The following is a 25,903-nucleotide window of genomic DNA, read 5'->3' on the forward strand; positions in this document are numbered from 1 at the left end:
GATTGGTGTCCTGTCAATTTTATTATTGACACACTTTATTTGTTTTATTCTAATATCATCAAGTATATTATTAAATCCTTTTACAACTAAATTGGCCCCGTTAGTTAAAGTGAATCTTATATGATCAATTGCTATTTTTGAATATTGGATACGCTCGTGTTTCAGCAAAGGGTATTTTGGAATTATATCTTCATTGATAAGCAAAGTGGAAAAGAGTTTTACTGGTTTCCATATCTGGGATGCACTTAATCATTCGTGAAGGCGTTTACTATTCCTTGATTCACTAGACGGATTGGGTAGGGATTATGATGATTCATTCGGAGAATGGAAGTATATTACTTGAGATCTGAACTCAGATATTATGTATGGTACTTAAAAAAGAGACACTTTTGATTTCGGAAATTCAGAGATATGGGTGTTACTGGGGATTTTATAAGGAGGACCAATTTTTAACTCTGCTTTCATATGGGCTGAGCAAGAAAGTAAAAAAGCAAACGACAGGCAAATGGAATTGAAGGAGAAGAATTTACGGCATGAGATTCGGACGAAGTAATATGAATCAATAATGGCTCATCAAGTATATGAAAAAGGAAATAAACTATCTGATATTATAAACCCTCAACTTAGGGATGAGATCATTCGAACCCCTCTTATCGACTAAGACTAAAAGTATCTATCTGGGTTTTTCAAACAAAGTTGATTGGAACGCGTGTACCAGACTCCCGCGGAAAAAGCGTGTCGAAAGGAGAATCCAGGCGCAAGAGTGCCGAGGGCGGACTTCCTTCAGAAAGCGAGTGCCATACGTTCCAATCAGTTTAAAAACTCTCAATATATTATACTATTTTTCTATTTCAAGGCTTTTTATCATTTGCCGTAACGCTCCAAGATGATAAGCTGAGTGGGCAATGGTCGCATTTACATTTGTCAGCCATTTTCCTAAATCGATTGTTTCGATTTCTGCGAAAAGAGATACATATTCTTTATGTAATTCCTCTCTGATTTCAGCCCATTTCACATCATCAACAGTAGTGATGGTCCAGCTTTCTTCCCAATCTTTTTCAAAGTCTGTGCCATTGATCATCGATTGGATCACCCATAAATAATACCGGGTGTGGTCTGCGTGTGCCGCAATTGTCGATCCGTTTATGGAACGTGAAGCATCTACTGCGGTTAAACCATCAAGTGTACCAAAAACCCCGGTATTCGGTTTAGATTCAGTATAATAACTTCCTTCATTTCCTGGTCCTTCAAACGTTTCCTTCAAAAGCGTTTTTATTGAACTTGCCAACGTCTCGCTCATCTCAATTCCCCCCCCCCAATGTTTAGTCGACTTCATTACTCTATAATATACTAAGACAAACCAATAAACATTTATATTTTGTTAAATTAATCCAAAAATATCGCGAGTTTAAAGAGTTACTCGCTTAACTTGCATAAGATAAGGGTTTCAATTACCTTCGATTACAGTTAAAATGTGGTATTGACGACTCTCTCTTAACGTGATGAAAAAAATACCTTAAAAAGGCCATTCCACAGGAACGGCCTTAATTATTTTTGAAAATTTGATTCAGTTTTAGTAGCTTTTCAAACGCTCTTCCAGGGACACAATTCTAAACTTTAACTCTTGATTCGGATCCAAGCCCCCTATTACAATTTGATTATCTTCCGTAATGGTGACATATCTGAAGGTTTCTTCTCCATGAATCTTGATTTTAGTCTCCGATGTCGTTTCCATTTTTGCAAAAACTTCATCTGTGTATGTAAGCGGGAGAAGATCATCTAAACCTTCTTCGGGGCTGCCGAGCCACTTAAACATGAAATCTTTCAATGAATATTGTTCAATCATCGATAAATGATTTTTAAAAATTAATTTGTCAATTGTTATCTCTTTCAACTTAACCACTCCTCAATAGTATCTAAAGTTTATATGGATAAACTCCTAACATCAAGGGCATTCCAATGACAAACCATTACATTTTGATTACTTGCTTACTGAATTATCCCTTTCCTTCCGTAAAATGGAGTTCGCTAACCTTGAAAACCAATTTTTGATTGATATTTTCGAAAGAATACCCTTGGATTACCATAAGAGGTATTATTTCCAGTGGTTTGCACGTTTTGGTATAGATGATTATTCTTGAAATGAACATCCTCATTTCAGTCAAAACAGCCCCATTTTCAAAAATGGGGCTGTTTTTATTATACGGATGTAAAACAACTTCCTGTTTAAAAATAGTCCTTTAAATTACATATTATATGTCTTGCTTTCCTTTAACACCATTTATTGAATAGCTGATTTTAATGTTGGCATTTAATGAGTGATACACTGAACAGTACGTATTTTTGGATAATTGAATCGCACGGACGACTTTATCTTCAGGTAGATCTCCCTCTAATAAATAATGGATATGAAAATCGGTAAAACGTTTAGGATGATTTTCTGACCGTCCCCCCTCTATTTCTATTTGAAAGGCCTTTGTTTCAAATCGCATTTTCTTTAAAATCATGACAATATCAATTCCTGTACAGCCGGCAAGAGAGTGTAAAAGTAATTCTGTGGGTCTTGCTCCACTATTTTTACCTCCTGCTTCTTCGGCGGCATCCATCTTTATTTCATGTCCCGACGGAGTTGTGCCAGAAAAGGCCAGTTCCCCTGTCCATGTAATCATTGTCTTCATATATTTCGATTCCTCCCTTTCTTGTTGCTTTGTTCTAAAAATGGACTACATTTCAATTAATGTAAATTTATATCATTTAAGCATTAAAAAATATTGCCGTAATGGGGTCAGTATGCAAATATACATCACTTGGATTCTGGATTTTTTATACCCTAACTTGTGATGATTTTCCATACCTTATATTCTTCCCACAAGTCCTGCATAGTTAGTCATACTGTAAAATTTGAACGTTGATTACCTCTTTAGGCTTTAAAACCTAAAAAAATATTCCAGATGATTTCAGAAATCCGCTCCCTTTCCGCCAACTGTTTGCCAAGCCGCATCAAAGCAAAGCGGCTTGGCAAACAGTTATTCGGCAGGATATGTCGCAAATTTCTTTAATCTATTAAGGGATTGATGTATACAAAGCAGTAAAAAAACAGAAGGATATTAAGTTTACCAATCATGGTTGTGAGAGCATTCCGAACCGCCTTTTGTCGTCTGAATTTTAAGTCATAGCCCTATTAACCCATTTACCATGCAGTTTTATAGTTTCCTTCTCCATTCAAAGGAGTTTTATACCTATTATTTTCGCCATCTTGCCAAGTGATATTGCCATTTTCATCTTTCAGAACGAACTTGAATTCATAGAATCGATCTGCAGCTAAACGAAATGTTCCACTCCAGCTGCCTTCTGTGTTTTGAGTGAGTTTATATTCGTAATCTTCAGGATTCCATCGGCCGATTTCCCCTCTGTTCCCAATTAAGTAAACTCCCTGTGTGGCAGGTACATTTTCAACTGTGAATGTAACGGGAATCGACTTGCCTTCCAATTTATCAGCCATCATCCTGAACTCATTAGTTGGATTTCCTTCATCGTCGAATAAATAAGACATCCTAAGCAATGTAAATCCCTCAAAACCATGGTTAAAAAGCATTTCTGCTACATTGTCAAAGCCCCATTCATTATCGATGAGAGGGAGTGCGTTTTCCCCGTTTAAAGAAATTCCTTTTTCATTAGCTAAAGAGGCAATATGGGTCACCAAAGTCTTAGGGGCGCTATAGGACGGTGCAGTATGTGCGTCTTGATCTCCCATTTCCAGACAGGTGAATGTGAGGGCCATATTCGATTTCTTAAATTGATTCAATAATTTGGAGTAGTTATGGTACCCGGCACTATATTCTGCTGAATGCGGCATTACTGGATCATTCATTTTCCAATGGACTCCTGAGATTTTAGCTCCAATTGGCACGCCAAAGACTTCATCAAAATGTTTATGGGCAAACTTCGAAATTTTTGCAAGATGCTTTTCGAGTGCCCCCTGATACCACTGCATAAAATCGTATCCAAATTTAGTGTCGATTGCTCCTCCCTTGGTGAAAAATTCATCCCCATTTCCTGGCGGCTGAATCTCATTCCAGTTTTTATACGTTTTGCCCCAAGCAGCATTTAATTTTTTTATCGTGGAATATTTTTCTCTCATGGCAAGCCTGAAATCCCGTTTTGCTCCTTCTGTATAAACTTGAAGCTGTCCCCTCTCAGGATAATCCCAGCCATCGGCATTCTGGTAGGAGGGATATCTTAATTCCCCTGCCGGTCCTGCACTTAGATATATTTTTGCTATTAAATCCTTCTTATCAGCAAAGTTCTCTGCAAAGGATTTGTACAATTCATTGTACTGACCGGCTGTGCCTTCCCACCAAGGAGCAAGTACTTCCTTATTCCAGAAACCACTTTCACTCTTGAAAGCCATGTTTTCGGCAGTGTCTTTATTCCAGAGCCAACTTGGGATGGGATAGTTGCAATCATCCCCCACATTACCGCCGCATTGATGCGTAGACAAAATGGGCACCCATTTTAAACCGGAAGCTTTCACGGTTTCCGCATATTTTTTATAATAGGACCAATCAAACTGATTATCTTTTTTACTCTCGACCAATCCCCACCAGATATCTGTCGTTATTGCATATACTCCATTTTCCTTCAACTGGGTCAGCTCTGCTTTAAATGCCTCCCAATCTGTTATTTCACCCAAGGGGGCCATCACATAAAGCTTGTAATCTGGTTGTACTTCTGCCATTCCAGGTGTATTTGATAAAGGAACAAAATACAGCATAAAGGTAAAAACGCCAACCGATAATTTGTTCATAAAACGCCAACCTTCCCCTATAACTTTATTCATTTGTTCTTCGAAATCGCTTACATTCATTCGTTTTAATAAAAGAATTCCTATACTTGAAAGTATATTGCCTTTGGAAATATTTATCAATTATTCTGCCGGGTAAATTTAGTTCAAAAAACTGCAAAGAAAAATGGATAGTCTTAGAGACTATCCAGCAGACTGCAGACAAACTCAATGAAAAAAAACGAGTCTGTCTTTAGTTTTTTTATGCTTTGTGCAATTTATGTTGCCTCCAGGTACCCGCTTTCCGCGGGCGTTCCAATCAACTTGTTGTACCCTTTTATCAACAAGATGCATAGTCTAAGAGACTATCCAGAGCAGCTGGTTATAAAACTATATAAACATTACCATCTTCTATTTCAACATGGAATGTCTTTACACAACCATTATCAGGTTTTTGGACTTCACCATTTTTGACACTGATTTTCCAGTCATGCATCGGGCAAAATACGTGATCACCACTCACAATGCCTTCCACCAGAACACCACCTTTGTGTGGGCAACGATTTTCAATAGCCCGGAATTCACCATTTGCTAAATGAAAAAGAGCAATTTCATGAGATCCTATCGTAACTGTTTTCCCCAGGTTTTTTGGCATTTCATTTACGGTTGAGATCTTTATCTTTTGAAGTGTTTTCCCCATTTAGGCTGCCTCCATATTCATTTATTTGATATAGCCGGAATTTTCACTTTTTGAAATAATTCGGTTTGGATCGCATTGCTCTCAATGATTTCTTTCCACGGTTCTTGCAATACGGATAAGGCCTCATCCAAACGTTGGTTAAGCTCCATCCTTTTTTGCTTATCACCAATAATCGCCTTAACGGTATCGAACCCGACACGCTCAACCCAGACCGACGTTCGTTCTAAATAATTGGCAGTCTCTCGATAATGTTGGATGTAGGCGCCCGTAATTTCAATTACCTCATCACTTGTTTTCACTTTACATAATAATTCAGCAGCTCGTAAATGGGTACCGCCATTGCCGCCAATATAAATTTCCCATGCACCGTCAACACCGACAACACCAAGATCTTTGATACCGGATTCAGCACAATTACGAGGACATGCCGACACAGCCATCTTAACCTTATGCGGTGTGCCAACACGTTCGAATTTCTTCTCCATGGCAATACCCAGACCAATTGAATCTTGGGTGCCAAACCGGCAAAAGTTTTCACCGACACATGTTTTCACAGTTCGAAGCGTTTTTCCATACGCATATCCAGAAGGCATATCCAAGTCGGCCCATACGCTTGGAAGGTCTTCTTTTTCAACGCCGAACAAATCTATTCTTTGACCGCCTGTTACCTTAAGTAACTTAACATTATACTTATCGGCAACATTTGCTATTTTCCGTAATTGATCGGGATTTGTGACGCCGCCATACATTCTTGGCACAACGGAAAATGTACCATCCTTTTGAATATTTGCATGTAGCCTTTCATTGACATAGCGGGATTCTTTTTCATCTTCATAGTCAAGAGGATGGATCATGCCTAAGTAATAGTTCAGTGCCGGTTTACATTTCGAGCATCCATCACTTGTATTCCAGCCGAGAACATTCATGACTTCACGAGTATGTGTCAGATTTTTTTCGCGTATTTCGGCAACAACCTCATCTCTTGATAAAGGGGTGCATGTACATATGGATTCCTTCTGGTTTAACTTACTGAAATCAGCTCCTAATGTCAGCTCGAGAATATCACCGACTAACGGCTTACAACCACCGCATGATCTCGAAGCACTTGTGCAGCCTTTTACTTCCTCAATCCTTGTTAAACCATTAGATTCGATAGCCGTCACAATATCACCCTTCGTTACACCATTACAACCACAGATGATTTCTTCATTTGACATCGAAGTGACAAGGCTGACACTGGGTTCACTTGTTCCAGCATTCAAGTATTCCGAAACGTCGGCATTTTTATTGATCATGCTCAATAGGATATTGCTTTCCTTTGTATCCCCGAATAATACCGCCCCAGAAATTTTCCCATTTCGAATCAATACTTTTTTATAAGTACCATTCCATTCATTAAATTCCTTGATTGATTTGGCTTGTTCATCCTCGAAAATTTCTCCAGCCGAAAATACATCAACACCAGATATTTTTAACTTAGTAGAAAGCACGGACCCCTCGTAAGGTTTGCTTTCCAGTCCGCAAATCCTTTTGGCTAATACTTTGCCCTGTTCATATAGGGGAGCGACCAAACCATACACGATCTCACGGTGTTCCGCACATTCACCAACCGCAAAAATATTCGGGATCTTTGTCTCCATATAATCATTCACGATAATTCCTCGATTGACAGGGATGCCGGAATTTTGGGCCATTGCAACATTTGGCTTAATCCCAACTGCCATGACCACTAAGTCGGCGCTGATTTCCTCGCCATCACTGAAGCGTAATCCTTTGACATCAATTTCACCTAAAACCTCCTGAGTCTGTTTCCCGAGATAAAAATTCATTCCCTGGCTTTCCAGTTCCCTTTGCAGCATTTTTCCTGCTGCTGGATCTAACTGCCTATCCATCAAATATTCCGAAAGGTGAATTACATATACCTGCATACCTAGGTTCAAAAGCCCCCTTGCTGCTTCAAGACCAAGCAATCCTCCACCAATGACAGCAGCCTTTTTATTATCTTTAGAATATTCAATCATTTTTTCGCAGTCTTCAATATTTCGAAAGGCGGTCACTCCTTTTTTATCAGCTCCTTTTATCGGAAGTATGAAAGGGATCGATCCGGTAGCTAAAATTAATTGATCATATTCGACTTCGCGATTAGCATCTGAATATATGATTTGCTTTGTGGGGTCGATGTTCGTGACTGTTTCACCTGAAAAAAGTGTAATATTGTTCTCTTTGTACCAGTTCCAATCATTTATTGTAATATCATCTATCGTCGTAGCCCCTTGCAATACATTCGATAGTTGGATTCGATCATAATTCGGATGCGGCTCACTTCCGAAGACAGTCACCTCAAACCTTTCCGGTTGAATTTTCAAAACTTCTTCTATACATCTTACTCCAGCCATACCATTCCCAATTAGCGCCAATTTCTGCTTAGACATGTTTTGTCCTCCAATAAGATTTTTTTGAAAGGATGATATGATTGATTATAGGTGACGTCACTTTTTATCGCCACTAGTGTGTTATAAAATCTTACATAGTTTTTGAAAATTGATAATTAATGTTAGTTTTTATTACAAATATTCAGAAAATTAGGATATAATATCCTTATTGATTCAGCATAAATCCAAAATGAGGTGATTTTCATCGTCCAGCAAAAAGAATCTTATATAGATAGAAAGGTAATTTCCATAGGTGTGGTCAGAGAATTAACCGGACTATCCGATAGACAAATCCGGTATTATGAAGAAAGAAAACTCGTTTTCCCCGAAAGGTCTAAGGGTGGTAACCGTAAATACTCTTTTTCCGACGTCAAGGCATTAGTGGAAATCGCTGATAAAATAGAGGATGGAGTGCAAACCCATGAAATTAGACAGGAAAAATTAAAAGAGAAAAGAAAAATTGAACAGGAAAAAATGCGAAAAAAAATGCTGCAGGGCCAATTAAATGCACACTTTGGCCTGCGCAATTGATTTTCGCCTATGGACACGAATTATTAGTTGTTCTATGTCCATATTTCACTTTTCGATAAAATTTTCACCTTGCAATATTAAAATAGCTGTTAACATTTTTAAACTGGACATGATGACTTTCATGTCCAGTTTTCCAGTTTCATTACAGTAAAAGTTTTTCAGGTACTCATTCCTTTCTAAGCGAACTCCTTATCTTTTGTTTTCTCGGAAAACCATGATAATTTCTCGGATAAATTCACCACTTCTCCTATTACGATCATGGCGGGATTGGCAACCTGCTCTCTTGTAACGATCGCTACTATTGAATCGATTGTTCCTGTAATGGTCCGTTGAAAACCCGTCGTTCCTTGTTCGATGACTGCAATGGCAGTTTCAGGCTTCATTCCGCAGGTGCGTAATTGTTTACAGATATATGGAAGGTTTTTCATGCCCATATAAATAACAATGGTGTCAACACCATGTGTCAAATGATGCCAGTTGATGTTATCAGGTTTGCCGTTCACGCAGTGTCCTGTGACAATTGCGAAGGAACTCCCCCATTCCCTGTGGGTCAGGGGAATTCCAGCATAAGCTGGCGCAGCGATTCCAGATGTGATTCCAGGGACTATTTCAAATTGAATTCCGTGCTTTGCCAGCACTTCTGCTTCCTCACCGCCTCGGCCAAAAATGAAAGGATCTCCCCCTTTTAGACGAACAATCGTTTTTCTCTCCATTGATTTACTTATTAACAATTGATGAATGTCCTCTTGGGGGACACAATGTATACCAGGCGCTTTACCGCAATAAATGTATTCAGCTTCAGGTTTGCCGTATGAAAGCAATTCACGATTTACCAATCGATCATACAAGATGACATCCGCTGCCGCGATGCATTTGATTGCCTTGACAGTAATTAAGTCCGGATCACCAGGTCCGGCACCAACAATATAGACCTTACCTTTTTCCATCTTTTATCCCCTTTTGTTGTTTAGTCATGAAATGTGATTAGGCTCCATTTTTCGATTATGATTGAATCAAAAAAATATGGTGAAGGGGAAGATACCCTCCCCTTAATGAGACGTTAACTCTAATATAGGATGTACTTTTACAGCGCTGACTTTAAACCCGGGCATTTTGCATGTCGGGTCTAAATCCTGTGAAACGAGGCGATTGACATTTTGGGAGTCTGCCCAATGAAAAGGAACGAATATAGTATCATGGCGAATCGTTGCGGACCATTTGCTTCTTACAACAATACTTCCGCGCCTTGATTCAATTTTCACCAAAGTATTGTCTGAAATATGATATTTCTTGGCTGTTTCCGGATGGATTTCCATATATGATTCAAAATTTCTTGCGGCTAATGATGAGCTTTTTCTCGTTTGTACTCCTGTTAAATAGTGTGACATGATTCTTCCTGTTGTTAAATAAAGCGGAAATTCCGTACATGGCTTTTCTTTTGGAACATGAGGCACGTTATTAACCACAACCATGGCCGCTTTTCCGTCCGGGTGGGCAAAAGACGATTCGAATAACCTTTTTGTCCCTTTATGTTCAATGGATGGACATGGCCACAAAATGCCTCCTTCTTTTCTTAAGCGATCATACGTTATACCATAATAATCGGCGGTTCCCCCGCGGCTTGCCACTCTTAGTTCTTCAAATATCTCATTTGCAGATTGAAAGGGAAAATGCTCCCCTTTCCCAAAAGCTTTAGCTATATCACAAATGATTTGCCAATCATGCTTCGCTTCTCCAGGTGATGAAAAACTTGCTTCCCGCAACGTTACCCGTCCTTCCAAATTCGTCATCGTTCCTTCATCCTCTAAATAAGACGAAGTAGGTAAAATCAAATCAGCCAATCTAGCAGTTTCAGAAACGAACATATCTACCGCGACAAGAAACTTTAATTTTTTCAAAGCCTTTTTGACAAAGTTAGCATTGGGATTTGAAACAATTGGATTGGAACACATTAAAAACATGCCGGTAATTTCACCTTCATTTATCTTCTCTATCATTTCGTATGCCGATACACCTTTACGCGGCAAATCAGCCTCATCAATTCCCCATATACTTGCAATATGTAATCTATGTTCCTCATTTTCAATCATGCGATACCCCGGCAGCTGGTCTGCCTTTTGGCCATGCTCCCTTGCTCCCTGCCCATTTCCCTGTCCGGTGATAGCTCCATAACCCGAATTCACTTTTCCAATTTTCCCTGTAACAATAAGAATATTAAGAAAATTACGGACAGCGGCCGAACCATCTGTTTGCTGCTCAACGCCCCTAGCTGTAAAAATCATCCCTGATTCTTCTTTCCCGAACATGGCAGCCGCTTTTTGGATTTGGTCACTTGGAACCCCTGTCATTTCTGCAATTTCCTCCAACTCTAAAGATGTAACATACTCTTTAACTTCTTTATAGCCATTTGCACGTTCCCGGATAAACACTTCATCAATAAGATCCTCTTCAATGATCACTTTCAATAATCCGTTTGCCAAGGCGGCATCCATCCCAGGTTTCACCTTTAGATGTAAGTCGGCCATTTTCGTTGTTGCTGTTTCCCGGGGATCTACAGCAATGATATATGCCCCATTTTGTTTCGCTTGCTCAAAGTACGGCATGATTGTCGGCTGGCATTCCGCAATATTCGTACCCGCCAAGATTATGCACTTTGTGAACGGAACCTCTGATAAGCTGTTGGTCAGGCCCCTGTCCATACCAAATGTTTGGCTGGCTGCCGAAGCAGCTGCAGACATGCACAAACGGCCATTATAATCTATATACTTTGTTTTTAAAGCCACCCTTGCAAATTTCCCAAGCAAATAGGCTTCTTCATTTGAAATGGATGCACTCCCATAAACAGATAATGCATTTACACCATCTTCTGCTTGTATTTTAGTGAAATTCTCCTTAATGTGGCTTAATGCTTCCTCCCATGATATTCGAACAAATTCCCCATTTTTTTTCAATAATGGGTATTTAATTCGATCTTTATGCAATGCATGTTGATGTGCATTCATTCCTTTAATGCATAAGCGCCCCTCTGATGTTGGATTATCTTTTCCAATCGTCATATACTTTTTTCTTGTTACTATTGTTTGTTCCAGCAGCTGCATCTTACATTGCATGCTGCAAAATGGACATTGTGTATCATATCGTTTTTCTGATTGGACCTCTTGTTGCTTCGTGCGGAAATACTTTAATAATAATTCAGTCAAGGCTCCTCACCCTTTACTCATGGATTTCTATGGATTTTTCATGGTACAAACATTTAACCGCTTACTAAGTCTTGCATCTAGTTTTCCCCTTTGTTCACTCCCTGATCTAGGCCAGTTCCAATCGTTGAGATAGTTGCTCATTAAGTTCATTATCAAACAATATTTCTCTAACATGAATTAATCCCAATCGTTCAATCCATTGCCAAGTCCGTTCTAAGTAGTTGGCTGTTTCCCGATAATATTGAATAAAGCCGATGATGATTTCAATGGCTTCTTCATTTGTGCCGGCTACACATAATAGTTCACCTGCACGTGCATCACGCCCGCTGCTTCCGCCCACATATATTTCCCAGCCCCTGTCAATGCCCATAACACCTATATCTTTCGTTGTTGATCCTGCACCGTTATGCATACAAGCGGATATGCCCATCTTTATACGGTATGGTGTAGATACTTGCTCCAATCTTTTTTCCAAATCTACAGCAAGTAATAGGGATTGCTGTTTATCACAAGAGCAAACATGTTCACCGATACATGTTTTGACGTTTTGAACGGTGTTACCATATTTCGAACTTAACGGCATATCTAAATCAGCCCACACACCTGGGAGATCTTCTTTTTTCACCCCCATTAAATGAATCCTTTGTTCACTTGTTATCGCAACCTGGGATATTTCATATTTATCGGCAACATTAGCAATTTTTCGCAGGTCTTTTGCATTCGTCATCCCGCCGTACATTTGCGGGATAACTGAGTATCGGTTGTCACTTTGAACTGTTGCATTCTTTTTTTCGTTTATGAAAAGAGTTTGCTGTCTGATCTCGTACTCTGGATGAATCATCCCTAAATAATAGCTCAATGCAGGCCTGCAAGTTGAACAACCTTTTGTATTTTCCCATTCAAGAGCATCCATCGCTTCTTGGACAGTCGATACGACTTGGAGTTGCATTTTATACACAACTTCATCTTCCGTTAATTTCGTACATGAGCAAAATGCAGTTTGTTTCTCATCCTGAGTAGTAAGATTACTTTGAATATAGGTCAAAAGCTCGGTCACTGCCGGCTTACATCCGCCGCAAGAACCGGAAGCCTTTGTGCATTGTTTAACTTGTTCCACTGTCGTTAATCCCTTATTTTGAACCGCTTCAATGATTCTCCCCTTTGAAACAGCATTACAATGGCAAATGATTTCATGATTTGCCATCGAAGCGATTAATCCCTCAGCCGTATTTGGTGACTGGAACATTGAACGCCTTTCCTCTGACGATACTTCTTGCCGCTGTACAATCATATCGAGTAATCGTGAGCTGTTGTTTGTATCTCCATAAAGCACAGCACCTATGATTTTTCTTCCTTGAAAAACCAACTTTTTATAAACACTATCCAATTCATCAAAAGTTGTGATGGATTTCGTTGTTTCGTCACCAAGGAAATCACCAACAGAAAATAGCTCAACTCCTGATATTTTCAACTGGGTCGAAAGGACCGAGCCTTGGTATCCGCTGCATTTCATTTCACAAATATGCTTTGCCAGCACTTCACCTTGTTCGTATAGAGGTTTAACAAGCCCATAAACCATGCCTTGATGTTCAGCACATTCGCCAACCGCATAAATATCTGGGATGCTGGTTTCTAAATAGTCATTTACAATGATCGCACGATTTGTATCAATTCCGCTTTCTTTGGCCAACTGAATATTCGGTCTGACTCCCGCAGCCATAACGACCAAATCTGCATCCAGCTCCGTTCCATCTTTAAAACGGACGCGCTCTACACGCTCGTTACCGATTAACTCCTGTGTTTCCTTTTTTAAAAGAAAGTTCATTCCCTGGTTTTCCAACTCTTTTTTCAGTAAAAGTGATGCCGTTGAATCGAGCTGCCTTTCCATTAAATAGTCAGCGATATGAACGACATGCACTTCCATACCAAGGTTTAACAGCCCTCTCGCTGCTTCCAAACCTAACAAACCGCCTCCGATGACGACTGCTTTTTTATGTTTGCGTGAAGTTTCAATCATCTTTTGGCAATCTTCAATCGTCCGAAATGCAATGACGCCTTCTTTATCTACACCTGTGACAGGAAGAATGAACGGGACAGAACCTGTGGCAATTATCAGCTTATCGTAGTAAACTTCCCGTTCTTTGTCTGTTTTTATTTTCCTGGTCTCTTTATCGATTTTTACGACCGTTTCACCTGTGAACAATTGGATATTATTCTCCGTATACCAGTTTCGATCATTTATCGTAATATCTTCAAAAGAGGTGTTGCCTTGAAGCACAGTCGACAATAAGATTCGGTTATAGTTAACGTGCGGTTCACTTCCGAAAATAGTAATCTCAAAGGCAGTCGGATCCTTACTAATGATGGATTCAACACAACGTAATCCTGCCATTCCGTTCCCCACTAAGATCAGTTTTTGTTTATACATTTTATCCCCCCAAAAACAAGTACTGTAAAAAGCCAAACTAAGTAAACAAAGTTCTAGATCTTAACTGAATTCTTTCCGAGTACCCACGTTTTTCTCCATGAAAGCTGAGCTAGGCCCAGGATAAGTAAAGCCACGATTCCAACTGCGGAAAATACTAAAAATCCTGTAGCATATGTGCCAGTGATCTGTTTCAACGTACCTAGTATGTTTGGAACCAAGAATCCGCCAACACCTCCGGCAGCTCCCACAATCCCTGTGATAAAACCTATTTCTTTAGAAAATCGCTGTGGAACTAACTGAAAGACAGCTCCGTTGCCCATACCGAGAAATAGCATTCCGATGAACAGAAGGATTGTAACGGCAGTAAGAGAATAAAGAAAACTAATCCCAAACATGCATATAGTGAGTCCAATAAATAGAAACATAAGCAGTTTAACTCCACCTATTTTATCGGCAATAAATCCTCCGACGGGACGAAAGAAACTTCCGGCGATGACACATAATGTAACGAATTCCCCCGCCTTTATTCGTGTTAACCCATACTCATCAACAAAAAAGATGCTTAAAAAGCTAGTGAACCCGACAAAGCCCCCAAAAGTCACACTGTAAAGAATACAGAAATACCAAGTGTCCGTTATTTTAAATACGTTGAAATATTCCTTTAGTGGTTTTGCCGGCGGTTGAGATGGCGCATCTTTTGCGATTAAAATATAAATGATAAACACGATGGTTAAAGGAATCAAAGCTAATCCCATAACATTATGCCAGCCAAGAGATTCTGCAAGCCGAGGTCCGAACAATGTCGCAAAAAGAGTTCCGCTGTTACCGGCACCTGCAATGCCCATCGCAAGACCCTGCAAATGCGGGGGATACCAACGACTGGCCATAGGAAGTGCTGCAGCAAAACTTGCTCCTGCCACCCCTAGTAATATCCCTATTAAATAAAGCTCCGCTAAACTTTCACCGAATAACCATCCCCAAAAAAGTGGAATCATCGTTACAAGCATCCCGCCGATTGCGGTTTTCCGCGGGCCGATGCGGTCAGTCAAAAAACCAAGGACGATTCGAAAAAACGAGCCTCCCAAAATCGGAATAGCCACAATCAAGCCTTTTTCAGCTGGGGAAAGTCCGAAATCCTTTGTAATATAGACACCGAGTGCCCCTAATAATACCCAAATCATAAAACTGATATCAAAATAAAGGAATGAAGCTAATAATGACGGAGCATGGCCGCTTTTTTTCAATTCAGATATTTTCATTTTTCATCTCTCCAATACTTTATTAATTGAATATTCGTTTATTTTACTCTTATAAAAGTAAGATTTCTTTGTTTATGTAAGAAAACATCACACACTTTTTTTGTAAGTTATTAAATTGTGAATACTTTAAAGTAGGTATTGGTCAAAATCGCATGATATTGTGGTTTACTTAGTTGATGTAAAGTTACATGCTTGTTTAACTTTTCATTTATGGCCGGAATAAACTCCAAGAACATTTTGAAATATTCTCCATACAAAAAAAGAGAAGCTTAATGATTAAGCTTCTCTCAGACTGTAGATAAACTCGATGAAAATCGAGTTTGTCTATTTTTATGGCTTGTCCAATTTGGACGTTGATTGGAATGTAGGGCACTCGCTTTCCGCGGGCGGTCGGCCCTCCGCTTTCGCCTGCGGGGTCTCCCCTAAACGCGCTTTTCTAAGCAGGAGTCTCGTACACCCGCTCCAAACAACTTTGTCTTGCCTTTTAGATGAACACTTTTGTCAGGAGTCATTTTTGTTTTAAAATAGAAGTATTAAAACTTGAGGTGATGAGGATGCTTTCTAAACATTCAGCGAGATCAACTTGAAATGATGACTCTTCTCTAAACGCGGGTTCTTCCCACGGCACGAAACAAGGACCTCCTTCATATGATGGTGTTATGAACGGCATGAGATATTTAATAATCTGATTCTATCCGGGGAAAGGTTGGGTGCAATAATATGAAGCAATATCCATTTCAGAACATCCCATTTCAAAATCTTCAGAAAAAGGATATGTCATTTGAAGAGGTATTCGTTCATATTGTTGAGTTTATGGAATTAAATCCTTCCGGTAACTATCAATTAATGGTCGGGACAGATTCGCAAGTACATAAAAAACATACGGTTTTCATTACAGGCATCGTAATACGGCAGGTCGGAAATGGTGTATGGGGTTGTATAAGAAAAGTGATGATCCCTAGAAGGATGCTGCATTTACATGAACGTATTTCTCAAGAGTTGTCGTTAACAGAGGAAATCGTATCACTGTTTACGGAAGAAAGAAAAAATCAATTAATCGATATTGTCCTGCCTGCTGTATATCAAGGTGCGACGTTCACAATGGAAGGTCACATTGATATCGGGGTTGGAAAGCGAAACAAAACCAGTGAGTTTGTAAAAGAAATGGTAGCCAGGATGGAATCCATGGGGGTGGAACCAAAAATCAAACCGGATGCTTTCGTAGCTTCAAGTTATGCCAACCGTTATACAAAACAAGAGTGAATGTTTACAAAAATATGTAATTGCACAATATGGTTTGGGAATTTTCAGACGGCAAAGCGTTACATACTTTTTTTCGGTACGCAATTTTAAATAAAGCAAAAAACCGGCCTCAGACCGAGACCGGCTTTAACATTTTAAGATATAAGCCGCCAATGCCGTATTCAGTAAGAAAGTTTTAAACCACCACTCCTCAAAGTGGGTGTTTGCAGAAAAAATCCTGTTTTCCAAGTCAGTGACGAGGCATAACATTCCTGTTTCAATATAAAACTCCCTATTACAGCTTAAAGGTTAAAACTTTAATTTCATTACGAACAGTGCAGCTTGTATTATTATAATACCTGAATTACTCACATGTTACAATGTTAATAATCACCATTTTAAAATCGCTTATGGCTGTGGAATGGATGGAAGCTGGATTCGTTATAATCAACTATTGATCAAAATAACCGATAAAATCCCCTTGGTCCTCATTTTGCAGATATAATATCGTTTCTTTGTCAGAAATGGTTGGCAGTCCGAATTTTTGATCATACCTCTCAATTCCTTTACCTGTAATGATAATCCAATCCCCTTCTTTTCCTGCTTGGAACGCCTCCTGGATAGCAAAGGTACGATCAGGAATAACCTTCCCATTTCCAGCTGAGTAATCGCTAAGCAGTTTATTTAGTGTGGATTCCATCCCGTCCATCCCGTCAGAATTCAGATCATCCATTGTCAAAATCAAAACATCACTATGTTCCGAAGATACTTTAACCATTTCAGCCCTTTTGGTTGTATCTCGTCCACCCCGGAAACCAAAGATATGATAAATCTTTTTGGCCCCACACTCTTTGGCCGTTTGAAGCATGTGATGAATGGCATCTGCAGTATGTGCATAATCGATGACTATAGTCGGCCCAGATGCTTTCTTATATATTTCAAACCTTCCTGGTACACCGGAAAATCGTTTCAATGAAGTGAGAATTTCCTGTTTTGAAATTGGAAACATCTTCGCTACGGAATAGGCAGCTGTTGCGTTATATAAATTATGAAGTCCAGGTAAAGGTAACTCAATTTTCACAAAGTCATGATTCTCATTCAATAAAATAAAGGGGTTCGTTGCGGTATTATAATTGGTTATGGCTAAATCGCAGCGATTGGATTTTCCAAAAACAAAGGCACTGACATTCTTCTCCCATAAGTATTCTTGCAGTTTCCCCCCCCAGAAATCGTCTCCATTAATAACCGCAAGACCACTAGGTTTCAATTTTTCAAAAAGCAGTAATTTTGCCAGGAAATAATCCTCCATCGTACCATGGAAGTCAAGATGGTCATGATACAAATTCGTGAAGACACAGAAATCAAATTCAATTCCTTCTAAACGGTATTGAGCTAATCCATGTGAAGACACTTCCATTATGACAACCATGTCCCTACTTTCAACCAGCAAGGAATTCAATTCCATGGTACCTGGAGTCGTATTATGGGAATCGACTTTGTTTCCATTGATAATATGCTGTATCGTACCAATGACTGAACAGGTTACTCCATTCTCTTCTAATATTTGCTGAAGCATATAGCTAGTTGTAGTTTTTCCATTTGTGCCCGTAATTCCTATCATTATTTTTTGATTGCTGGGATCTCCATAAAACCTTTTGGCGATTTGCCCTAATGCTTTACGGCTGTTCTCCACTCTTAAATAAGGAACTTCCAAACCCTTAATATCGCGATTGCCAATCACAGCCGATGCCCCTAAGCGAATTGCATCATTGATGTAATTATGGCCATCGGACTTATATCCGGTTACGGCAACAAAAAGGAATCCTTTTTTTATTTCTTTAGAGTTATCGGTTACACCTGTTATGGATATATGTTCAACGTCCTTCGGCAAATCTCCGTTTATCGCTTCTTTCAATATGTCTTTAAGGATCATTAACTTTTCTCCTTTGTAAGCTATTCACTTGCATAAGTACAATAAGCCCATTTTTAGTATTAACCAGTACTCCTAAAATAAATGTAAATCCATAATTTGTCAGTTCCAATGGCAGTAAGAAGAAAAAAGAAAGAAAAGCAGCCAAAATTGGCTGCTTTTCTAATGGTTGTAGCTGTATTTAGGTGCTGGCACACCGCAAGATGCTTACGATTGAACTTCCAGAGGTTTCGTTTTGGCCTTCTGATTGTACAATGGCAATATGAAAAACATTCCTAGAATAAAAAAGAAAGCGGCGGTTTCAAATATGGCGACGAGTGAAAATTGCTCTTTCAGCACGCCTGCCGCGCTCATGGTCAACACCATCGATCCAGTGAATAATGGGCTTAAGATTCCATTGACCCTTCCGATGAACTCTCCCTCGGTCCTCTGCAATATCAATGTATTGATCCCGATTTGGATACAAGGAAGCATTAGCCCATTAAAGAACTCGGCAGTAAGTGTAATCCAAAGATTTGTCGAAAGCCCCATTACCGCCAATCCTATGGCATTCACAAGCATTCCGAAAGCTAATAATCTTTGAGGTGCCACCTTTTTGGCAAAGATCATTACACCGGCTCCGCCTAAAATCATACCAAACCCATTCACCATAAATAACCATTGGAGATTTTCCTTAGGCAGTTCCAGTTGTTCTGTAACAAGGAATATCGAGAGCGGCTGAATGAAACCCAGTCCGAGCCCGGCAGCCAGAAAACATAAACCAAGCAAACTTAGTTCTTTTTTTCGTAATACGTAGCTCACACCGCTTTTCATTTCCTGCCATAATGTTGTTTTTGCTGTCCCCTCATTCAGTTTGCGATCTTTTGGAAGAAAGGCGAGTGCGCCAGCTGAAAGTAGAAACGCCAGGCCAGTAATCGCAATCGAGGTGTTGATCCCGAAAGATTGGAAGGCAAATGTACCAAGAATCGGACCTAAAACCATAAATACTGCGAAAACGGTCTGATAAACTGACATCCCTGTCTGGATTTGACTTTCTGGCAAATGCATCTTAAATAGCTTCATGCCCGATGGCTGAGAAAATTGAGAAAGTATCGCCGAAATTAAAGTTGCGAAGAAAACCATTTTCCAACTGCCGAAGATTAGCGAGATAAGCACAGCAAATACGGATATTGCACTTAAAATATCACACCAAACCATCGTTTTTTTCGGACTCCAGCGGTCAGCAAATGTGCCTCCAATAAATGAAAAAATAAAAATGGGTGCGAATTCTGCTACTGATATCATGGAAATGGCAAAGGCATCTCCATTTGTCTTCTCCATGACGAATAACAAAACGGCAAAATTCCGTACCCATATCCCTATTTGTAAAAACAGCCCTGAGAAGATAATGGCCTGGAATACTCGATTTTTAAAAATGTTAGGTTCCTTATTATTTAATGTTTCAGATGTGTTATTCGCCAAAATAAAAACCCCCTGTGAAATATCTGGACAGGAGGCAGTACAATACAAATTTAACAAGGAAAAATATCCCTAATCGAAGGACACAATGATCTTTGTTTGTATTTTAATGTACAGACTAATCCTATCCAGAAAAAAAATTCGTTTTAAGCACGCATTTTTTCTTAAAAAATAGGATTAAATGATCATTGTTTAAAGGTCACCCTTCCATTTTATGTTATTTTTATAATAATTTATTTAATCTGATAAATCAAGGGGAAAATTAATAAAATAAAACTATTTTTTGGGATGGGTTTGTTCTATTTATCTAATATAAAAAATGGACTTCCTTTAAAAGAAAGCCCTTTAATATCCTTAAGCTTCAAAGGGCTGCCGTCAAATATGGCTTCTGCCCTTTGTTACCTTATCCATCATTTTTTCATGATCTTTTCCCGGATTATCTCAAGCAAATGTGTTTCTTCTTTTCAGTTCTCCAATAAACGTTCTTGATTTGGATTGCCCTGTACAAGCAAATGGGAAGATGGCATTAGAATTTGATGCTCATGTAAAGCAGTCATCATTTCAAACCTAACGCTTCTCGATGTTTCAAAGTAATCATCAGGTTTCACAAGTCCCACTATGCATAGTTCATATCCAACATATTTTAGATTCGGATTTAAATCCGTAATGCCTATGTATCTAAAATCCTCTTCGGGTGTACCATCTTCCAGCCTTAGAAGGCTTTCACCATACTTATCATTACAGATAATACATATATCCTCCAACAGCCGTTTTACCTTTTCAGGATTTTCCTGGTAACTTACTGTAATGCGTTCAATGATTCTCATTCTGCCTTTATTAAAATTTTGAATCGTCCTGATTTCACTATGTGGGATGGTCAGCAATTTTCCTGACCATTCCCTGATCTGCATGAACCGGATACCGATTTCCTCAATCGTCCCGGAACTTGTCCCGTTGAATGTCACGAAATTCCCGACTCGGAATTCATTATCCGAAAGCCTTACAAATCCCAATAAGATATCCTTAAGCATTTGCTGAGCGGCAAATCCGATCACGACCCCTAAAATACCAGCTCCGGCTAAAATTCCTTTTAGGTCTATAAACTGTCCAATCAAATATATAAGGAAAAGCCCGGATATACCGTACCTAAGAGAAGAACGAGTAACCCCCTGTATTGTTTTTTCGACTTCTTCGTCGAAAAAATTGGATCTTCTAAAAAACCATTCAACCAGTTTATTCAAAATATAATAAACAGCCAATAACAGTATAGCCAAAATGAAAAGCCTCAATAATAAAAATTCTTCCCAGTAATCCACAGCAAGCTCAGAAAATTTCAAGATATTCATGTTTTCACCTCCATTTTCACGTTTATTCAGATTCGATTAAAATCCAGTCATCATCCTTTCCGATTATCCCTTTATCAAGGATAAGTCTCGTTTTAAGGCGATAGGATACCCCTCGCTTATAAGGCTCCTTCAATATAGGCAGACAAAAGTTGAAAGGAATTTCGTTGCTTTCCCCTGAATTTATCTCCCTTGTAGACAAAATGGTGCTCGTTTTAAGGATCTCTTCCATTCCCGTAGAATGAGTATCCATGATCAAATCACATTCAATCCTTCTTATTCTTTGCGCAAGGGTACCACCCTTAATCAAAAAATATCCATTTATGCATTCACCGGATTTATACGTATTTTTCGGAAGGATTAAATCTATTTGTGCAGAACCTATTCCTAAAAGTAGCAAAGATTTTCTAAGTATCAAAGAATACACTCCATTTATATTTATTTGTTTTTCTATTAAAACCTACATGTTTATACATTTCCTTAAGGGGACTACAAAAAAACCTTTACCACTTTGGTAAAGGTTTACTAAAACAAAATAGACCTTTACCAATAGGTAAGGTCTGGCTAACAACAATATGCTGCCAACAACACCGAGAGCAAAGAGCTCCGTAATGACGACATTGTTGTAAAAGCTACTCCCCTTTGGAGAATGTATTCAAGTATATAATTTATAATACGGTAGAATTAGAAAGTTTGTCAAACCTTTATATTTTATTTTTTCCGGATTTGCCTGGGTAATTCGAGTTCTTTGAACATATCTTGATATTAATGAAAATATAATGAATGAACTTGTCCGTTGAAAGTATTCACTTCTTGGTTTTAAAAAGGTCAGTTGGTGGAATAGGAAGTATGTAACCTCATTCTATTGCAAATCTGTGAACGCCCTTTCAAAAAGAATATAGTGAACAAACTTTGAATATGTAATAAAACCTAAAATTTATTTAAAAATTTACAAGTTTTCTCTTTTACTTATGCCAAACATGTTGTAATATAAATGTAACAATTGTAATATTTATTAAACTTTCGTTACATAAGTATCCTATTAGGGATTGGGGAGATATGATATGAAAAAACTTTTAGGTATGTTATTATCCATTATCATTTTATTTTTCACATTAAGTGGTCCGGTTACCGCAAAAACGACATCATTGTCTGACGCAAATGCATTAAAGATAGCCGATAATGCCAGCAAACATTTTTGGAATGCTTTATATGGATACAAAACCCGTTCATGTTCACAAAAAACTTTCAATTATAAAGGGACAGAGTATTCATACCTTTGCCAAGAGTTTAATACAAAAGATAAATTGACTGCCTACTTAGCAGAGACATTTACTAATAATGCAGTTGAAAAAGGGCTGACTAAATATAATTACATTACCCATAAAGGGAAATTAGCACGTCCAGTCGGAGACGGCTTTAGCATGTTAGAGTGGAAAAAAGCAAAAATTAAATTAGTCTATCAAAAACAAAACGTTAGGTCATACAATTTAACAGTACCTACAGTCGACGGTGAGTCAGTAAAAAGAACGGTGACCTTTTATAAGTCCGGATCTACTTGGAAAGTCAATCAGTTCGATGCAGTTCAATAAAACATTGGTTTAAATGTAACGCCTCATATGCTGTATAGTTAGTTAAAAACTATATGACATATGAGGTGTTTTTTTGTTGTCCCTTGTATCTTGAGAAATAATCTTTCAGACTTGTATCAGCTCACCTTTCACTTCACAAAACATTCAAAAAAAAACACAGCTAAGATGCTGTGCCTTAACGGATTTTTGCCTTTCGGAAGCCTTGATAGGTATCGTAGGCGGCAAAAATGATGGAGATGAGTATGAGACCCCAGTATATCGAGCTTTTCCATTCATCGATTGAGAATAGAGTTCTTTGGTATGCAAGGAATTCCGGGTTCAATAAATCAGGATTACTAATGATGATGATGAAAGCCAGTGTGTACAACAGCTGGTATATGGCATGAAAAAAAGCTAATTTCAGGGTCCATCGACCTAAAAATAATTTATATATCGTTAAGAGCACCCCGATGATAATGACGCAAGATACCAGCAGCCAATAGGAATTCAATACATCTTGATTAAAAGAAGGTGTCACGAAAATGAGACTGCCATTTCTTGTTTCATAGACGCCTAACAGGTTTGCTGCATTGAAATAAAGGGCTGCGAATACGGAAAGGCCTAACAAACTTGCAAAAACTTCGATCATAGGGACCGCTTTTTTCTTTGAAATGTTCGGAATATCTTTTAAGTTTTCCGGTGTCCATGGTTTCAAGTCTTTTGTTACGGGCGACTGGTCCTTTGAAGTGTCCAAGCGTTCTAAAATGGCAAATGAAAGCGTTAACCAGAAAAACACTTGGATACCTGTACTGATGATACTTGAAATTCCTTTCCCGATTATTTTTAAAATTGCTTCCATAACCGTATTCCCCGTATCCCGAAACGGATTGTCCCCTACTAATGCGATCAGTGAAATGACTGCAGCGATTGGTAAAATCATCTTCAACAGACTGATATAAACATCATAATAACGAGGTCCGATCAGATGCATTGGCCGATCACGATAACCGCCTGCCAGTGTAACCGGATCTCCTAATTTTAAAAGTACCGCTTTCACGTCTTGCTCCGTATGATCATCCGGAAGCATATCTTCGATTGTGGATTGAAGCTCAAGAGCAATATCCGCCCGGTTTTTTTCTGGCAGCCTTCGGGTCACTTCCTGAATATAAAGTTCAATCAGCTCCATCTTCTCCCTCTCCTTTTAATAATATATAAAGCTCTTGAGAAGTTTTTTCCCATTCTTCCTTTAACTGCGTGAAGATTTCTCCCCCATAATCACTTAAAGAATAGTACTTGCGCGGTCTACTTTCAGAAGTATCCCAGCTGCTGGTCACCAATTCTTGTTTTTCCAGGCGGCGAAGCAAAGGATATAAAGTACTTTGATCGATGGTAATTCCAGACTTCTCTAAACGCTGGACAAGCGAGTACCCATACTGCGGAGTTTTGAGCTGACTTAAGACAGCTAACGTCAAAGTGCCTCTGCGCAGCTCAGTGGTTAATGAATTCAGTAAAGTGCTCATCCAATCACCCCTTCTCTATACTATGTGACGTACACCATACCTTATACTATGCATCATACACTATTTTAGTTCTTACACCAACATGAAAATGAAAATATATTTTATTTAAAGCATAAAAAAAGAAGCGGTTCACGCCTCTCCGTTTTTCCAGTATTAATATTACACAAGAATGACCCACAATATCATCGTCGTGATAATCGTGACCACTCCTTGTATTAAGGTTGCCATTGTTTGAGCTTTATAGGCATCCGTCACTTTCATCCCGCTAAATTGGGTGACCACCCAGAAGAAGCTATCATTTACATGACTTACTGTCATCGCACCTGCTCCAACAGCCATGACTACCAATGCAAGAGGAACCGCCCCTTCAATACCCAACGTTGGAAGCATGGGGGCAATCAATGATGAAGTGATGACCAGTGATGCTGTCGAAGAACCCTGAGCCGTTTTCAACCCAGCAGCAATTAGGAACGGGACCAACAGGAACAAGGAACCGCTAAAGATGCTGCCCATATCCCAACTTTGGATGATGTCTGCAATCCCCGTATTTTTAATGACGGTACCAAACGCTCCGCCCGCCCCGGTGATCAATAAAATTGGCGCAGCATCCAATAAGGCGGCTCCTATCCAGTTTGTTAATGTTTCTTCATCATACTTAGGCAGCAATGTCAAAGCGGAAATTACTCCTACGAGCAATGCGATGACCGGCTGGCCCAAGAATACGAAAAATGCGGCAATCCCCACTTCCGTTCCCAAGAGCGTTAATACAGAACTGGATCCAATCAGGACAATCGGTAAAACGATCGGTAAAAATGATTGTAAGGCAGAAGGCATCTTGCCGAATGAACGGACAATTTCATCATAATCGTAATCCAGGTCACTTCGGTCATCTTCAACTTCTATCTTGGTCGCTACTTTCATTGACCATATATAACCAGCAAGTGCAGCTGGTATGGCCGTAATAAGACCTATCAAAATGACAGTCCCCAAGAATCCGTCCGCTCCGATATTTCCGGCTGCCGCAATTGGCCCTGGAGTTGGAGGTACAAGTGTATGTGTTGCATACAAACCAGTTGCAAGTGCAACTGACATGGAAGCAACCGCTACTTTTGCGCGTCTTGCCAACGCTTTTCTTAAGCTCGATAAAATAACGAAACCTGAATCGCAAAAAACGGGTATGGATACGATAAAGCCAATCATACTCATGGCAAGCTGCGGTCTTTTAGGGCCGACAATCCTCAATACAACTTCGGCCATTCTTAATGCGGCACCGGCCTTTTCCAAAATGGTCCCGATTATTGTACCGAAAACGATTACAAGTCCAATGCTTGTCATCAATCCGCCAAAACCGCCGTTGATATTCTCAACAATCTGATCCAGAGGCATTCCAGAAGCAAAACCCACAAATAAAGTGCCTAATAGAAGCGATAAGAACGGATGCAGCTTGAATTTAGTTGTCGAAAAAACAATTAAGAACACGCCGATGGCCAAAACAATAAATAACAT

At 39.2% G+C, this 25,903-nt stretch carries 20 protein-coding genes and 1 other RNA gene; 3 read left to right on the forward strand and 18 right to left on the reverse strand.

Annotated features, from left to right (window positions below; all coding sequences use genetic code 11):
- Window positions 1-838: 838 nt before the first annotated feature.
- The 6 genes from NYE65_RS25125 to nirB (NYE65_RS25150) all read right to left on the reverse strand — a co-directional run bounded on the left by NYE65_RS25125 (window position 839) and on the right by nirB (NYE65_RS25150) (window position 7,915).
- Window positions 839-1,300: a hypothetical protein gene (locus tag NYE65_RS25125; RefSeq protein WP_340861996.1), complete on the reverse strand. Its 462-nt coding sequence runs from the start codon at window positions 1,298-1,300 to the stop codon at window positions 839-841.
- A gap of 273 nt (window positions 1,301-1,573) precedes the next feature.
- A complete protein-coding gene (locus tag NYE65_RS25130; RefSeq protein WP_057277628.1) occupies window positions 1,574-1,894 on the reverse strand; it encodes a hypothetical protein in 321 nt (106 codons plus the stop codon).
- A gap of 358 nt (window positions 1,895-2,252) precedes the next feature.
- The gene (locus tag NYE65_RS25135; RefSeq protein WP_268591729.1) at window positions 2,253-2,678 is read right to left on the reverse strand and encodes an OsmC family protein; all 426 of its coding nucleotides are present in this window, start codon (window positions 2,676-2,678) and stop codon (window positions 2,253-2,255) included.
- A gap of 512 nt (window positions 2,679-3,190) precedes the next feature.
- Window positions 3,191-4,807 carry a family 14 glycosylhydrolase gene (locus NYE65_RS25140; RefSeq protein WP_268591730.1) on the reverse strand — a complete coding sequence of 539 codons (1,617 nt, stop codon included), beginning with the start codon at window positions 4,805-4,807 and terminating at the stop codon, window positions 3,191-3,193.
- A gap of 358 nt (window positions 4,808-5,165) precedes the next feature.
- The gene (gene nirD / locus NYE65_RS25145) at window positions 5,166-5,483 is read right to left on the reverse strand and encodes a nitrite reductase small subunit NirD (protein WP_034306766.1); all 318 of its coding nucleotides are present in this window, start codon (window positions 5,481-5,483) and stop codon (window positions 5,166-5,168) included.
- 17 nt (window positions 5,484-5,500) lie between these two features.
- Window positions 5,501-7,915, reverse strand: a complete 2,415-nt coding sequence (gene nirB, locus NYE65_RS25150; protein WP_340861997.1) for a nitrite reductase large subunit NirB — start codon at window positions 7,913-7,915, stop codon at window positions 5,501-5,503.
- A 255-nt stretch (window positions 7,916-8,170) separates the two neighbouring features.
- On the opposite strand from nirB (NYE65_RS25150), the gene NYE65_RS25155 reads away from it, so the two are divergent.
- Window positions 8,171-8,446, forward strand: coding sequence for a MerR family transcriptional regulator (locus NYE65_RS25155; protein WP_269450004.1), 276 nt, complete (start codon window positions 8,171-8,173; stop codon window positions 8,444-8,446).
- Window positions 8,447-8,622: 176 nt separating this feature from the next.
- Here NYE65_RS25155 and cobA read toward each other — a convergent pair whose 3' ends face one another.
- The 4 genes from cobA to NYE65_RS25175 all read right to left on the reverse strand — a co-directional run bounded on the left by cobA (window position 8,623) and on the right by NYE65_RS25175 (window position 15,333).
- The gene (gene cobA / locus NYE65_RS25160; RefSeq protein WP_328109409.1) at window positions 8,623-9,393 is read right to left on the reverse strand and encodes a uroporphyrinogen-III C-methyltransferase; all 771 of its coding nucleotides are present in this window, start codon (window positions 9,391-9,393) and stop codon (window positions 8,623-8,625) included.
- 102 nt (window positions 9,394-9,495) lie between these two features.
- Window positions 9,496-11,646, reverse strand: coding sequence for an assimilatory nitrate reductase catalytic subunit NasC (gene nasC, locus NYE65_RS25165; protein WP_328178026.1), 2,151 nt, complete (start codon window positions 11,644-11,646; stop codon window positions 9,496-9,498).
- Between the two features lie 106 nt (window positions 11,647-11,752).
- Window positions 11,753-14,074, reverse strand: coding sequence for a nitrite reductase large subunit NirB (gene nirB / locus NYE65_RS25170; protein WP_340861998.1), 2,322 nt, complete (start codon window positions 14,072-14,074; stop codon window positions 11,753-11,755).
- 53 nt (window positions 14,075-14,127) lie between these two features.
- A complete protein-coding gene (locus tag NYE65_RS25175; RefSeq protein WP_340861999.1) occupies window positions 14,128-15,333 on the reverse strand; it encodes a nitrate/nitrite transporter in 1,206 nt (401 codons plus the stop codon).
- Between the two features lie 720 nt (window positions 15,334-16,053).
- Here NYE65_RS25175 and NYE65_RS25180 point away from each other — a divergent pair.
- Entirely contained in the window at window positions 16,054-16,596 is a 543-nt protein-coding gene (locus NYE65_RS25180) for a ribonuclease H-like YkuK family protein (RefSeq protein WP_034306780.1), read from the forward strand.
- A 139-nt stretch (window positions 16,597-16,735) separates the two neighbouring features.
- Here NYE65_RS25180 and ssrS read toward each other — a convergent pair.
- The 5 genes from ssrS to NYE65_RS25205 form a co-directional block, all read right to left on the reverse strand.
- A non-coding RNA gene (gene ssrS, locus NYE65_RS25185) (6S RNA) lies at window positions 16,736-16,922 on the reverse strand.
- 104 nt (window positions 16,923-17,026) lie between these two features.
- Window positions 17,027-18,508, reverse strand: coding sequence for a UDP-N-acetylmuramoyl-L-alanyl-D-glutamate--2,6-diaminopimelate ligase (locus NYE65_RS25190; RefSeq protein WP_340862000.1), 1,482 nt, complete (start codon window positions 18,506-18,508; stop codon window positions 17,027-17,029).
- 204 nt (window positions 18,509-18,712) lie between these two features.
- Window positions 18,713-19,966, reverse strand: coding sequence for an MFS transporter (locus tag NYE65_RS25195; RefSeq protein ID WP_340862001.1), 1,254 nt, complete (start codon window positions 19,964-19,966; stop codon window positions 18,713-18,715).
- Between the two features lie 461 nt (window positions 19,967-20,427).
- On the reverse strand, window positions 20,428-21,309 hold the full coding sequence (locus NYE65_RS25200; protein ID WP_034306785.1) for a mechanosensitive ion channel family protein: 882 nt from the start codon (window positions 21,307-21,309) through the stop codon (window positions 20,428-20,430).
- Between the two features lie 22 nt (window positions 21,310-21,331).
- Window positions 21,332-21,724 carry a sporulation protein gene (locus NYE65_RS25205; RefSeq protein WP_063576204.1) on the reverse strand — a complete coding sequence of 131 codons (393 nt, stop codon included), beginning with the start codon at window positions 21,722-21,724 and terminating at the stop codon, window positions 21,332-21,334.
- 646 nt (window positions 21,725-22,370) lie between these two features.
- Here NYE65_RS25205 and NYE65_RS25210 point away from each other — a divergent pair.
- Window positions 22,371-22,898: an IseA DL-endopeptidase inhibitor family protein gene (locus NYE65_RS25210; protein ID WP_057277613.1), complete on the forward strand. Its 528-nt coding sequence runs from the start codon at window positions 22,371-22,373 to the stop codon at window positions 22,896-22,898.
- A gap of 175 nt (window positions 22,899-23,073) precedes the next feature.
- Here the strand turns inward: NYE65_RS25210 and NYE65_RS25215 are convergent, their stop codons facing one another.
- The 3 genes from NYE65_RS25215 to NYE65_RS25225 all read right to left on the reverse strand — a co-directional run bounded on the left by NYE65_RS25215 (window position 23,074) and on the right by NYE65_RS25225 (window position 25,903).
- Window positions 23,074-24,063 carry an HAAS signaling domain-containing protein gene (locus NYE65_RS25215; protein ID WP_340862002.1) on the reverse strand — a complete coding sequence of 330 codons (990 nt, stop codon included), beginning with the start codon at window positions 24,061-24,063 and terminating at the stop codon, window positions 23,074-23,076.
- On the reverse strand, window positions 24,050-24,397 hold the full coding sequence (locus tag NYE65_RS25220; protein ID WP_034306796.1) for a PadR family transcriptional regulator: 348 nt from the start codon (window positions 24,395-24,397) through the stop codon (window positions 24,050-24,052). Before NYE65_RS25220 ends, NYE65_RS25215 begins: the two co-directional genes overlap by 14 nt.
- Window positions 24,398-24,556: 159 nt before the next feature.
- Window positions 24,557-25,903, reverse strand: coding sequence for a GntP family permease (locus NYE65_RS25225; RefSeq protein ID WP_340862003.1), 1,347 nt, complete (start codon window positions 25,901-25,903; stop codon window positions 24,557-24,559).

Source organism: Peribacillus sp. FSL R5-0717, from assembly GCF_038002945.1.
Taxonomy (GTDB): domain Bacteria; phylum Bacillota; class Bacilli; order Bacillales; family DSM-1321; genus Peribacillus; species Peribacillus frigoritolerans.